This window comes from Pseudomonas sp. Ant30-3, assembly GCF_000690905.1.
Taxonomy (GTDB): Bacteria; Pseudomonadota; Gammaproteobacteria; order Pseudomonadales; family Pseudomonadaceae; genus Aquipseudomonas.
In genome coordinates this window covers 1-11,399 of record NZ_JMCL01000101.1, presented here as the reverse complement: position 1 = coordinate 11,399, position 11,399 = coordinate 1, and the positions used below count along the sequence as shown (strand labels likewise).

The following is an 11,399-nucleotide window of genomic DNA, read 5'->3' as shown; positions in this document are numbered from 1 at the left end:
CATCGCGGGCAAGCCACGCTCCCACAGTAGATTTGGGGTCGAAGCATGGTTGAGTGATCGGCATCAAACCCTTGTGGGAGCGCGGCTTGCCTGCGATGACTGACTGCCAGGCACCAACAAAGCTGAATACCCAATCGCATTCGCCAGAAAACCCGCCTCCAAAATTTGGAGGCGGGCTTGCGTCCGTTGCATGGCAAACGCTAGATAGAACAGCTCCCACCCGCAAGTTCGACGCGCTTGAACTGTGCATTGTCATCCAGCGGCGTGATCGCCAACAGTTGATCCAGGCGGATCTCCAATGGTCCATCCGCCGCCTCCAGGCAGAGAAATTCCTCTTTGGTACTGGAGGTCCGCGTGGTCAGCGCTTTGGCGACCAGACGACCGCCGTCGATCAACTCGATGTCCAGTCGATAGCCGCGCAGACACGCGATTTCCAGGTAGTCGTGGAGGTCGCAGTTCAAAGGCTGATACGCGTTCATGACATTACTCCCGGCACCGTACAGTTTGATGATGAAGTGACCGTGCTTGCTGATCGCCTCGGCCACCAGCGGATTCGTCGGTTCCACGTGACAGAACCGGCATTCATTCAATGCAATATCTTCTTCCTGCACGCCTTGTTCATCAAGGAACTGTCGCGCGTAGGATTTCGTCAGTTCGCTTTGCCGCAGCTGCCGCTTTCATCGAACAGTAGCGGGCGGATCGTTTTGCGGGCTGACGGAGGAGCCGCTGGAAGTGATCGAAGTCGACCTGATTTGCCGCGAACACCGGTTGCCGGAAACAAAAGAAGAATAGAACCACCGCACACCTGCAACAAGGATTTGATTGCGCCCGGATGCTCAAGTGCTTTTGTGGCGAGGGGGCTTGCCCCCGTGAGTCGTCCATGGAAGCTCCCAAGCTGGGGCCATCCCCAGACTGATGTCCCGTCCCAAATCCACGTTTGAATGAAATCGCCAATCCGTACCTGACACAGGCGCAAACCTGTGTTTGCGATGCTTAAACACGACTGCGTCCGATCGTGGCCCGAGCCGGACGCAGCCTTCGGCAGCCGCTATAGGGGTATCGTTCAGATCAGGCGTTGATCGCGGGGAAATCGATGTCGGTCAATGCGACGTTGTTGAGGTAATTGGTCAACGTCTGAGAGGCCACGTGCGCGATCACTTCGATCAGCTTCGCATCATTGATGCCCGCTTCTCGCGCGGCTTCAATCTGCTCACCGCTCAAATGGCCACGGCTCTCGGTGATCTGCTGAGCGAGCGTGGCATAGGCGTTCAAATGACCTTGCCGCGCATCGAGAATATCCTGCGCAGACAACCCGGCTTTACCGGCGAACATCGTGTGCGCCGCCAGGCAGTAATCACACCCGTTGACCTGAGAAGTGGCGAGAAAAATCGCCTCTTTTTCAGTAGCGCTCAACGACGTTTTTCCCAGTGTCGCCGACTGCTGCATATAAGAGGTAAGCACGGCCGGCGCATGGGCGAGGGTCTGGAAAACATTCGGCAGAAAACCAATCTTCTTTTGCACGCCTTCCAGCAACGGGCGCGTGGTATCGGTGGCTTGTTCGAGGTTCAGGGTGGGGATGCGGCTCATGGTGATTCTCCGGGATGAAGGCGCGGGATGCGCTGGGTACGGCTTCATCCTAATGAGTGACGCTGGCCTCTCGGCTGCAAATCGTCGAAGATATGGCACAGATCGTCCAAAACTGTCTTCGGAGTAGCCCTGATGGATCGTTTGTCCACTTTGCTTAGCCACTTCGCTGTCAGCGCCGGGACCTTTCACAGCGGCGATTTCTGTGGCGTCACGGCGTTCGACGGCAGTCAATCAGGCGGGCATCTGCACCTGTTGCGCAGCGGTGAGCTCAACCTAAAACTGGCCGACGAGCGCGATATCTCCCTCACTACGCCCACGCTGATTTTCTTCCCCCGACCCTATCGTCATCGGCTGTCGGCATCAGAGCACGCCGATACTCAACTGGTCTGCGCCTCGCTGACGTTCGATGGTGGCGCCGGCAATGCGCTGGCAGCGGCTTTGCCCGATTACCTGATTCTGGACCTGCGGGACGTGCCGTCTCTGGCCGGTACGCTGGAGTGGTTATTCAACGAAGCCTTCGATGGCATTTGCGGGCGCGAAGCGATGATGGATCGCTTGTTCGAAGTGCTGGTGATCCTGCTGTTGCGGTACATGCTGGCCAACCGCGTGCAAACCGCCGGCATGCTCGCCGGACTCGCTGATCCGCGTCTGGCGCGCGCCTTGAACGCCATGCACGACACGCCCGCGAAGCCCTGGACCGTGGCCGAATTATCCGCCAGCGCGAACATGTCCCGTGCCAGTTTTGCGGACTACTTTCGTCAGGTGGTGGGGCAGACGCCGGCCGATTATCTGCTGAGCTGGCGCGTCAGTCTGGCGCAGAAACGCCTGCGTGAAGGTCGCTCGATTGCGCTGATCGCCACTGAGGTCGGCTACGAAAGTCCTTCGGCACTCGCCCGCGCGTTCCGCCGCAAAACCGGTGTCAGTCCACGGGAGTGGGCGCAGCAAATGAAGACTCGCTGACGCGTGTGTGGTAGCCCGGCAGCCCGCCCGGCGAAGTCGCGAAGCTCTTCTATACTGGTGTTCCGCAGTTTTCCCAACCGTTGAGAGCGAGGAGCGCGAGCATGACGATACGTATTGGCGACGAGGCACCGGATTTCACCGTTGAAAGTACTGAAGGGCCGCTGCATTTCCACGAGTGGATCGGTGACACCTGGGCCATCCTTTTTTCCCATCCGAAAGATTTCACCCCGGTCTGCACCACGGAACTGGGCTACATGGCCGGCCTGAAACCGGAGTTCGACAAACGCAACACGAAGATCGTCGGGCTCAGCGTCGACCCGGTCAGCAATCATTCCAGCTGGGCCAAGGACATTGAAGAAACCCAGGGCCATGCGGTCAACTATCCAATGATCGGCGACGAAAATCTGGTGGTGGCCAAGCTCTACGACATGATCCACCCCAATGCCAGCGGCGGGGCCCGCACCGCCGTGGACAACGCCACCGTACGCTCGGTGTTCATCATCGGCCCGGACAAAAAGATCAAGGCCATGCTGGTTTACCCGATGAGTGCCGGACGCAATTTCGATGAGGTCCTGCGCTTGCTCGATGCGATTCAGTTAAACGCCAAACACACAGTGGCGACACCGGTGAACTGGCGTCCGGGGGACGACGTGATCATCCCGACGTCGGTGTCCGATGAGGATGCGAAAAAGAAATACCCGCAGGGTTTCACTACTGTTAAACCGTATCTGCGCACGGTGGCCCAGCCTAAGTAACGGAGGGCAAACTTGTGGGAGCATGCGGCGGCGCTCCCACAGTGGTTTTGTGGCTGGCGCTGATGGTCAAACCACCGGCGCCGGTTTCGCCAATTCAATCCCCGCCGCGCCCAGGCGCTTCAAAATCTCGAACAGCAAATCGCTCTTGGTGGTGCCGACGATTCTCGGGCTGCCGACGTAACCGGTGACGGTCAAGGTAATACCATCAGGCGAAAGTTTGCTGAAGCGGACCATCGGCTCGGGTTTGTCGAGGATGGTTTCATGTTCGCAGAACGCGTCGTACAGCAAGGTTTTGACCTGCTCGGGATCGATGTCCAACGGGAAGGTCAATTCCAGCGACGCCACCCCTTGAGCGCTGCCGCCCAATGTCACGTTGCGCAGGTTCTGCGAAATCAGCTGCGAGTTAGGCACGATCACGATCGAGCGGTCAGCCAGCTGGATTTCCGTGGCGCGCACATTGATCCGGCGGATGTCGCCCTCGACGCCGCTGATGCTGATCAGGTCACCGACCTTCACCGGGCGTTCGGTCAGCAGGATCAGCCCGGAGACGAAATTCTTCACAATCTCCTGCAAACCAAAGCCGATGCCCACAGACAGGGCGCTGACGATCCAGGCCAGGTTGGTCCACTCAACGCCCAGTGATGACAGCGTCATCAGAATCACCAGGGCATACCCGATATTGGCGAACAACGTGCTGAGCGAGGCCCGCATGCCCGGGTCCATATCGGTTTTCGGCAGGAACTCGTCATCCAGCCAGCGCCGCAACGAGCGGATCAGGTACACCCCAATCAACAGCGCAAGCACCGCATTGAGCAGGTGGCCCGGAATGATATTGAGGCGGCGCAGGCCACCGCCGCCAAGGATCGCGAAGACGTTGGTCAATAACTGCCCCAGCGTCGTGCCGACCCCGCCGACCACCAATGTGACGATCGCCAACAGCAACAGTCCTGCGCGACTGACGCCCGAGAGCACGGTCGAGATCTGCTCAAGGCGACGGTCCTCAATGCCCATGACCTGCTTGACGGATTTGCCGCTGGGACTTTTGGGCGAGAACAGGTATTCGCAAGCGTCCTTGGTCAACTGCATCAGCAGGTAGAAACCACAGAGAACGATGAAACCCCAGACCAGTTCATAGGTGATGAACCGCGCCAGCGAGATGTAGCCGGTCAGCAGTGACAACAGGGCAATGACCGTGGCGAACCCGGTAAACGTGTACAGCAGACCGGCGAAGGTGGTGCTGGCCTCGGCGGCTTCACCTGACGCCACGGCCTGGCGGCGGACCTTGCCGGTACGCACCAGCAGCACCACCAGAATCAACAGCACAATCAGTGCAACGATACCGCGCCCGGCAATCACCATGCCGCTGCTCACGCCCGCGGCGTTGGTCATCTGAATGATCGCCACCAGTATCAGCAGCACCCCGGCAAGCAAGCGTGGGAAAGGTTTCAGCGTCAGCGCCACCGAATCGGCGATAGTCGGCAAGCGCCAAGAGGGATGTTGCGTCGACAGCAAGGCGCGGCTCAGCGCGCTGATCAGCACGCAGGTGTAGGCGAGTTTTTCAAACTCCTGGGAAAATGTCGTGAGCATCGGGGGCAGCGGAGCGTCCCGGGTGAGCGCGTAAAACAAAACGTGCAACGCCACGCCGGCAGTCAACACGGTGGCAACCACGCAGGCGAGCGCGAGAGCACTGCGGCGCAATCGTCCTTCCGGCACGCGATGAATGCACAACCAGGTCAGCCCCCGTTCCGCCAGTCGACGACCCAAGGTCCAGACCACCAGCGCGAGCGTGAGCAAGGCGCAGGTGAAGAGACGCTGGCCGGGTTGCCAGGCGTGCCGCAGCGCTTCTTTGGCATGAACAAAGAACACGCTCAGGCGTTGTCGGTCATCGGCAGACGGCGTCAAGACCGGCCACCAGAAGCCCGGGTTAAGAATACTGCGGGTGCTGAGCGTCAGTTCGCTTTCGAGCAAATTGCGCCGAAGCCCGGCGATTTGAGTGATGAGTTCTGTGGCGCTGGTTTTCAATGCGGTCAGGGTTTTCAGGCTGGCGTCGACCTTATTTTTCTGCTCGGTCAGCGTGACCCGTTGTGCGGCGATCTCCGATTGTTCCGCCGCCACCTCATCGTCCGGCGCCGGACCGAGCACACTCAGTTGCGCGCCCAATTGAGTTTGTACTGGCAGCAGCGCCGCGGTCAGCCGATCGACATCGAGAATGAATATCTGCACCAGATCCTGCGGACCTTCCAGCTGGTTGTAATTGTCGACCAGCGAGACCTGCTGTTTGAGGGTGTCCAGGCGCAGTTGCAGGGCTTGCAGCTCGCTTGGCGAGACGGCAAGTGCTGCAATGCCGGCCCGGGGCACTGCGGTTTCTGGCAGCTCAGCCGCCGACAGCGTCCCGGCAATCGTCACGAACAGCGTTAAAACGACAAGAATCATTGCGTTCAATGCATGACGCATGGCATGGCTCGACTTGTTGATCACCCAACCCTTGAGGTTAGGTCAAGCGGCGGTCGCCACAATAAAACTTTGTCCACGGCGCAAAACGGTGCCTGCGCCGTATATCGGAATGCGGGAACGCTTGACGCCAGCGATTCTCCAAACGATGACAGTCCATTGGGTGGAGTTTGAGCATGAATAGCGAACGGAAGCAGCAAGCCCTCGCGGCCTGGTATCAGCTTTTGAACGAGCCGCTAATCCGCATGGATTGTGAGGATCAGTACGACGAATTGCTCAAGGCGGCTGATGAAATGGAACGGTTGGAGATCATCAACAGCACTGAATGGCGACAGCTTGTTCGTGAAGCGGGCCTGGCGTTTGCCAAGGCGACGGCAGGCGTAGAGGGAGGAACATAGCGACAGCGTTAAACAACATTCACTTCGGCCTGTTGTGTAAACCATCCCATGATAAGCGCGCAGGCCAAATGACTTGCCGCTGAAGGCTGCACGCTCAGCGCGTAAACCCCCAATGTTTTCAACGGCTCGCAGAAGGGTATCTTCAACACACCGTGCTCGATTGATTCCGCTGCCAACGTCCTGTCCATCATTGCCGCCCCGAGCAGAAAAATACCGTTGCTCATGCGAATGCTGTCTGGATAGGCATCCGGGTATGAACGCACCATCCGGCTGTATGAGCCAGGTTCAGGTGTAGGCCAGCAGGCGGCCACAAAGAATCACCGAGAACCACAAGACAATCGACAGCAGTGCTTGGACTTTGCCAAGCGCGGGGGAGGGGACGTCGGTGTCCCAGCGGCTGACCGTGCGGTAAATGCCGACGTGGAACAGCGCGGCATTGATCCCGGCCGTCGCAATCAGGCCAAGCTTCAGGATGAATACGTTGTTGGAGGCGAAGTCGTGCGGGTGGGCGCAAAACATCATCAGCCCGGCAGGCACGATCAGCAGTAGCGCAGCCAGAGACCAGATCAGCAAGTGACGAGCCAGCGCCGTCACCGCGATGTTTTTGGAGAGCCCGAGCACACGCAGATCGAACATCACCACGGAGCCGACCAGTACCGTGAAGCCGATGATGTGCACCACTTCAATCAGCGGGTACAGCCACAGCTCCCCGCGCATCGCCGCACCCAGCGCCGAGTCGCCGAGCCAGTCCAGCCAGCCTGCTCCGGCGGCGCTGTCACTGCCCTGCATCAGCGCAACTCTATGGTTTTGTCGTCGATAGAGATACGCTCGGCGCGCAGTTCATCGGCGTTGTTGTGATTGGGATAGCCAACCACCGTGGCCTTCTGCCCGACCCTCAGCATCTCCGGGGACAGTCCACGATTTTCCATGCGTGATGGCGGTGCAAGCACCACATTCCAGGTTTTCTCCGTGGTCTTGAACTTGATCAAACCGTGAGGATGCGAATAGCCGGTCTCTTCTATGGTGCCTTTCAGCTCCAATTCATTTTTGGAATCGTATTCGCTCCAGCCGTGATGGGCGAATGCTGCCGTTGCCGTCAGCAGAGCGGCCAACGCGATGCCACCGAGTGTGCCTTTCATGACAGGTCTCCTGTTTTCAGCTCAGATGCTGTTCAAGGATAGTCGGCAGATTTTTCATCAGTGGGCCGAGTCATCGGGTTTGTGTTTCAGAAAAAGTATTGAATCGTGCGGCTCCCGGTTTACAAGCCCAGAATCCAGCCGATCCCTGCGCAACTGATCACCACCAGCCATGGCGGCAATTTCCAGAACATCAACGCCACCAGCGCCAGCAATGCCAAAGCAAAATCTTGGGGTTTGACGATGGCGCTGGTCCAGACCGGCTGGTAAAGCGCAGCCAGCAACAGGCCGACCACCGCCGCATTGACACCGATCAGGGCCGCTTGCGCGCGTTTGTTTCGGCGCAGCTGCTCCCAGAAAGGCAAAGCACCGACGATCAGCAGGAAGGCCGGCGCGAAGATCGCCAGCAGGCAGATCAGGCCTCCTGTCCAGCCATTGGCGGCCGTGTTCATCGACGCACCCAGAAAAGCGGCGAAAGTGAACAGTGGACCCGGCACCGCTTGTGCGGCGCCGTATCCCGCAAGAAAGGTTTGATTGCTGACCCAGCCGCCGGGCACCACTTCGGCTTGCAGCAACGGTAGAACCACGTGGCCACCGCCGAACACGAGTGAGCCGGCCCGGTAAAACGCATCCACCAGAGCCACGGTTTGATAAGGCAGCCACTGAGCCAGCAAGGGCAACCCCATCAAAAGGACGATAAACAGCATCAAGCAGATGGCCCCGATTCGCCGGCTGACCGGGATTTGCAGCGGCTCAAGTTCGGCATTCTGCTCAGGTTTGAACAGCAGCAGGCCGCCGATGCCGGCAGCGACGATCACTCCGACCTGGCCCCAGGCGGACGGCTCAAACAGGACGATGCAGGCCGCTAGCGCCATGAGGGTGACGCGTGTGGCGTCCGTGCACAGGTTGCGCGCCATGCCCCAGACCGCTTGCGCGACCACTGCCACCGCAACGATTTTCAGACCGTGCAAGGCCCCGGGCGTGATCAGGCTGCTGTCATGCGCAAGACCCAGCGCAAACAGAATCAGGACGATAGCCGACGGCAGGGTGAAACCCGCCCAGGCAGCCACTGCGCCGGCATATCCCGCGCGCGACAGGCCGAGCGCGATGCCGACCTGGCTGCTCGCCGGCCCCGGCAGAAACTGGCACAGCGCCACGAGGTCGGCGTAGCTGCGCTCGCTCAGCCAGCGCCGTCGTGTCACAAATTCGTCGCGGAAATAGCCGAGGTGCGCGATAGGGCCGCCAAAGGACGTCAGCCCAAGGCGCAGGAAGATCAGAAATATTGCCCAGCCATTGCGGTCATCGGTGCGCAGATCGGTCATGCAGGTGCCTTCCTGAAACGAACGGACTCACTGTCGCGGTCTCCCATTCTAACCATGGCCTACGCTTGTTCGTAGGTGACAGCGACCTGATTATTCTGCACGTTAGGCATGTCCGTTTGGCGACATCTGCTGGCTTGTTAGCGTTAGTCGGCAATTGCCAGTCGCGCTACAGTCGTCGCCACGCCTCGGCAACTCCCGGAAATCCTTATGACACGCCCACGTTTCCTCCCCGATAACTTCACCCTGACACTGCTCGCGGTGGTGATCATCGCCAGTTTGCTGCCTGCCAGCGGCCAGGTGGCCGTCGGTGTTGGCTGGCTGACCAACATCGCCATTGCTCTGCTGTTTTTCCTGCACGGCGCCAAATTGTCACGCGAATCAGTGATCGCGGGTGCCGGGCACTGGCGGCTGCATTTGTTGATATTCGGCCTGACATTCGTGCTGTTTCCGTTATTGGGTCTGGCGCTCAAGCCCTTGCTGTCACCGATGATCGGCGACGATCTGTACATGGGCATGCTTTATCTTTGCGCGCTCCCGGCCACGGTGCAGTCGGCGATTGCCTTTACCTCGCTGGCTCGCGGCAATATTCCGGCAGCGATCTGCAGCGCAGCGGCGTCCAGCCTGTTCGGGATTTTCCTCACGCCGTTGCTGGTGACACTGTTGCTCGACGTGCATGGCGATGGCGCTTCGACGCTGGATGCAATTCTGAAAATCAGTGTGCAACTGTTGCTGCCGTTTATTGCTGGTCAGATCGCGCGGCGCTGGATTGGTGCATGGGTGGCGCGCAACAAAGGCTGGCTGAAATTTGTCGATCAGGGCTCGATTCTGCTGGTGGTGTATGGCGCTTTCAGCGAGGCAGTGATCGAGGGGATCTGGCAGCAGATTCCGGCGTGGGAACTGGCGGGGCTGGTGGGCGCGTGCTGCATCCTGCTCGCTCTGATACTGGTGGCGTCGACTTTGCTGGGCAAAGTGTTCGGCTTCAATCAGGAGGACCGCATCACCATCCTGTTCTGCGGATCGAAGAAAAGCCTGGCGACCGGTGTGCCCATGGCGCAGGTGCTGTTCGCCGGCAGCACGATCGGCGTGCTGATTTTGCCGCTGATGCTGTTCCATCAGATTCAGTTGATGGTCTGTGCGGTGCTGGCGCAACGCTTCGCCAACCGTCCCGAAACAGTTCCCGAATTGATGGCCCAGGTTGATCCTTGATGGTTACCGCGCTGAGGTGGGGCATCATGCATGCCGCCACTTCAGCCGGAGGCACTGCGCTGGCGGTCAGGCCTTGCTGGCCGCCAGATAGGCGCCGAGGCGACGGCCCATCTCTTCGCCCAACGCCTGCAAGCCGCTTAAAGGACGGACCATCACCTCAAACTCGACAATTTTTCCCTGTTCATCGAAGCGAATCATGTCGATACCTTTCAGTTCCTTCCCGGCGACTTTCGCGCTGAACTCCAGCACCACATTCAAACCGTCCGCTGTCGACAATTCGCGGTGATAGCGGAAATCCTCGAATACGTTGAAAACTGTGTTGAGAATCATCGAGACCACGGGAGCACCGGGGTAAGGCGTATGAGCCATCGGTGAGCGGAACACCGCTTGCGGGTCGAGCAAGCTCGGTAACGCTTGCAAGTCGCCCTTGCGAATCATCTCGTGCCATTGGTTCAAGGTGGCAGCGGCGGCGGGGTGCAGGTTCAGTTCGGACATCGTCTATTCCTGGGTTTTTGTTCTTGTTTAAGGATGATTGGGGAAGCCCGCACAGAGCTAGATGAAAAAACGAACTTGCTGCGCTGTGTTTTCTCGAAGGTTGTAATGACAAAAGAGCAGAGGAACGCCCGCCGATGAGCAAAACGATCAATGCCAGCGATCTGGGCATTCACCTCAAGCGCGACGACGAAAACGCCTTGTTCAACTGGTTTATCGCCAGCTTCCTGATGGGCAAGCGCATTCAGGCTGACATCGCAGCGCAAGCCTATCGCGTGATCGTCGAGAAACACGCACGCGACACCGTTCGAAAGCTCGCAAGTTGTACGCACCGCGAACTGGTTTCAATGTTGGGCGAAGCGCGTTACGTGCGCTACGACGAGACCACGGCTGCGCGCCTGTTGAGCCTGAGCAAGAAAATGATCGATGACTATGCTGGCGGGATTCTCAACATCCACGTCGCCAGCGAGGACCGCCAGGCGTTTGAAAAGCGCTTGAGCGAATTCGAGGGCGTGGGGCCAAAGACCGTGGAGATTTTCATGCGCGATGCGGCGGCGGTGCTCTATTGAACGGCATTGTCGCAGGGCCAGCGGTGTTTGTCGGTTGCGCCGGCTGGAACTTGCCGCGTGAACACTGGCCGATGTTTACCGAGCACGGCACCCACCTGCAGCGCTACGCATCGCAGTTGAGCGCCGTGGAAATCAACAGCTCGTTTTATCGACCGCATCAACCGCAAACCTATGCGCGGTGGGGGCAGTCGGTCTCGCCGGGGTTTCGCTTCTCGGTAAAGATACCCAAGCTGATTACTCACGTTCAGCGGTTGCAGGACTGCGATCAACTGCTGGACGATTTCCTTTTCCAGTGCACGATGTTGGGAGAATCGCTGGGGTGCCTGTTGGTGCAACTGCCGCCATCTCTGGCGTATGAAGAGGCCATCGCCACGGCGTTTTTCCGGGCACTGCGGCATCGCTATGCGGGAGCCGTGGTCCTCGAGCCCCGACACGAAAGCTGGTTGCAGGCTGAAGCATTGCTGATTGAGCATCGGGTCGGGCGGGTGGCTGCCGATCCGTCATTTATGAGTGGCGGGGGGGG

At 59.1% G+C, this 11,399-nt stretch carries 14 protein-coding genes and 1 pseudogene; 6 read left to right on the top strand and 9 right to left on the bottom strand.

The genetic code is table 11. The annotated features are described in order from the left end of the window. Positions 1-200 precede the first annotated feature (200 nt). The 3 genes and pseudogenes from DU29_RS0122880 to DU29_RS0122875 all read right to left on the bottom strand — a co-directional run bounded on the left by DU29_RS0122880 (position 201) and on the right by DU29_RS0122875 (position 1,587). The gene (locus tag DU29_RS0122880) at positions 201-479 is read right to left on the bottom strand and encodes a Rho-binding antiterminator (RefSeq protein ID WP_028623801.1); all 279 of its coding nucleotides are present in this window, start codon (positions 477-479) and stop codon (positions 201-203) included. Between the two features lie 81 nt (positions 480-560). Further along, positions 561-611, bottom strand: a pseudogene (locus DU29_RS1000000133385) (hypothetical protein); the annotation flags it as partial. Positions 612-1,068: 457 nt separating this feature from the next. Next, complete coding sequence (locus DU29_RS0122875; RefSeq protein ID WP_028623800.1) at positions 1,069-1,587, bottom strand: carboxymuconolactone decarboxylase family protein; 519 nt, start codon at positions 1,585-1,587, stop codon at positions 1,069-1,071. 132 nt (positions 1,588-1,719) lie between these two features. On the opposite strand from DU29_RS0122875, the gene DU29_RS0122870 reads away from it, so the two are divergent. Together DU29_RS0122870 and DU29_RS0122865 are read left to right on the top strand one after the other, a co-directional pair. Next, positions 1,720-2,547 carry an AraC family transcriptional regulator gene (locus DU29_RS0122870; protein ID WP_028623799.1) on the top strand — a complete coding sequence of 276 codons (828 nt, stop codon included), beginning with the start codon at positions 1,720-1,722 and terminating at the stop codon, positions 2,545-2,547. Between the two features lie 101 nt (positions 2,548-2,648). Next, the gene (locus DU29_RS0122865; protein ID WP_028623798.1) at positions 2,649-3,302 is read left to right on the top strand and encodes a peroxiredoxin; all 654 of its coding nucleotides are present in this window, start codon (positions 2,649-2,651) and stop codon (positions 3,300-3,302) included. 66 nt (positions 3,303-3,368) lie between these two features. Here DU29_RS0122865 and DU29_RS0122860 read toward each other — a convergent pair whose 3' ends face one another. Then, entirely contained in the window at positions 3,369-5,756 is a 2,388-nt protein-coding gene (locus DU29_RS0122860) for a DUF3772 domain-containing protein (RefSeq protein WP_028623797.1), read from the bottom strand. A gap of 173 nt (positions 5,757-5,929) precedes the next feature. Between DU29_RS0122860 and DU29_RS0122855 the strand changes: the two genes are divergently transcribed. Beyond that, complete coding sequence (locus tag DU29_RS0122855) at positions 5,930-6,151, top strand: hypothetical protein (protein ID WP_028623796.1); 222 nt, start codon at positions 5,930-5,932, stop codon at positions 6,149-6,151. An 8-nt stretch (positions 6,152-6,159) separates the two neighbouring features. On the opposite strand, the gene DU29_RS0122850 is transcribed toward DU29_RS0122855, so the two are convergent. From DU29_RS0122850 to chrA, 4 genes are all read right to left on the bottom strand, one after another. Continuing rightward, a complete protein-coding gene (locus DU29_RS0122850; protein WP_028623795.1) occupies positions 6,160-6,375 on the bottom strand; it encodes a hypothetical protein in 216 nt (71 codons plus the stop codon). Positions 6,376-6,436: 61 nt separating this feature from the next. Further along, complete coding sequence (locus DU29_RS0122845) at positions 6,437-6,940, bottom strand: DUF6644 family protein (RefSeq protein WP_028623794.1); 504 nt, start codon at positions 6,938-6,940, stop codon at positions 6,437-6,439. Further along, positions 6,940-7,290 carry a DUF6152 family protein gene (locus DU29_RS0122840; RefSeq protein WP_028623793.1) on the bottom strand — a complete coding sequence of 117 codons (351 nt, stop codon included), beginning with the start codon at positions 7,288-7,290 and terminating at the stop codon, positions 6,940-6,942. The genes DU29_RS0122845 and DU29_RS0122840 overlap by 1 nt, the downstream gene beginning before the upstream one ends. A 119-nt stretch (positions 7,291-7,409) precedes the next feature. Continuing rightward, positions 7,410-8,609 (bottom strand): chromate efflux transporter, encoded by a 1,200-nt coding sequence (gene chrA / locus DU29_RS0122835; protein ID WP_028623792.1) that lies wholly within the window; start codon positions 8,607-8,609, stop codon positions 7,410-7,412. Between the two features lie 207 nt (positions 8,610-8,816). Between chrA and DU29_RS0122830 the strand changes: the two genes are divergently transcribed. After that, positions 8,817-9,815, top strand: coding sequence for a bile acid:sodium symporter family protein (locus tag DU29_RS0122830; RefSeq protein ID WP_028623791.1), 999 nt, complete (start codon positions 8,817-8,819; stop codon positions 9,813-9,815). A 66-nt stretch (positions 9,816-9,881) separates the two neighbouring features. On the opposite strand, the gene DU29_RS0122825 is transcribed toward DU29_RS0122830, so the two are convergent. After that, the gene (locus DU29_RS0122825) at positions 9,882-10,310 is read right to left on the bottom strand and encodes a nuclear transport factor 2 family protein (RefSeq protein WP_028623790.1); all 429 of its coding nucleotides are present in this window, start codon (positions 10,308-10,310) and stop codon (positions 9,882-9,884) included. 134 nt (positions 10,311-10,444) lie between these two features. Here DU29_RS0122825 and DU29_RS0122820 point away from each other — a divergent pair, with 134 nt between their 5' ends. Then, positions 10,445-10,876 carry a DNA methylase gene (locus tag DU29_RS0122820; protein WP_028623789.1) on the top strand — a complete coding sequence of 144 codons (432 nt, stop codon included), beginning with the start codon at positions 10,445-10,447 and terminating at the stop codon, positions 10,874-10,876. A 71-nt stretch (positions 10,877-10,947) separates the two neighbouring features. Next, on the top strand, positions 10,948-11,399 hold a 452-nt coding region (locus DU29_RS0122815), incomplete at its 3' end, for a DUF72 domain-containing protein (RefSeq protein ID WP_152635580.1).

What these genes read in the sequence shown, in the direction of transcription:
- DU29_RS0122820 (WP_028623789.1), top strand. Translation starts at nt 10,445, where the DNA reads ATGAGCAAAACGATCAATGCCAGCGATCTGGGCATTCACCTCAAGCGC.
- DU29_RS0122855 (WP_028623796.1), top strand. Translation starts at nt 5,930, where the DNA reads ATGAATAGCGAACGGAAGCAGCAAGCCCTCGCGGCCTGGTATCAGCTT.
- DU29_RS0122875 (WP_028623800.1), bottom strand. Translation starts at nt 1,587, where the DNA reads ATGAGCCGCATCCCCACCCTGAACCTCGAACAAGCCACCGATACCACG.
- DU29_RS0122840 (WP_028623793.1), bottom strand. Translation starts at nt 7,290, where the DNA reads ATGAAAGGCACACTCGGTGGCATCGCGTTGGCCGCTCTGCTGACGGCA.
- DU29_RS0122850 (WP_028623795.1), bottom strand. Translation starts at nt 6,375, where the DNA reads ATGAGCAACGGTATTTTTCTGCTCGGGGCGGCAATGATGGACAGGACG.
- DU29_RS0122845 (WP_028623794.1), bottom strand. Translation starts at nt 6,940, where the DNA reads ATGCAGGGCAGTGACAGCGCCGCCGGAGCAGGCTGGCTGGACTGGCTC.
- DU29_RS0122825 (WP_028623790.1), bottom strand. Translation starts at nt 10,310, where the DNA reads ATGTCCGAACTGAACCTGCACCCCGCCGCCGCTGCCACCTTGAACCAA.
- DU29_RS0122865 (WP_028623798.1), top strand. Translation starts at nt 2,649, where the DNA reads ATGACGATACGTATTGGCGACGAGGCACCGGATTTCACCGTTGAAAGT.
- DU29_RS0122860 (WP_028623797.1), bottom strand. Translation starts at nt 5,756, where the DNA reads ATGCGTCATGCATTGAACGCAATGATTCTTGTCGTTTTAACGCTGTTC.
- DU29_RS0122830 (WP_028623791.1), top strand. Translation starts at nt 8,817, where the DNA reads ATGACACGCCCACGTTTCCTCCCCGATAACTTCACCCTGACACTGCTC.
- DU29_RS0122870 (WP_028623799.1), top strand. Translation starts at nt 1,720, where the DNA reads ATGGATCGTTTGTCCACTTTGCTTAGCCACTTCGCTGTCAGCGCCGGG.
- chrA (WP_028623792.1), bottom strand. Translation starts at nt 8,609, where the DNA reads ATGACCGATCTGCGCACCGATGACCGCAATGGCTGGGCAATATTTCTG.
- DU29_RS0122880 (WP_028623801.1), bottom strand. Translation starts at nt 479, where the DNA reads ATGAACGCGTATCAGCCTTTGAACTGCGACCTCCACGACTACCTGGAA.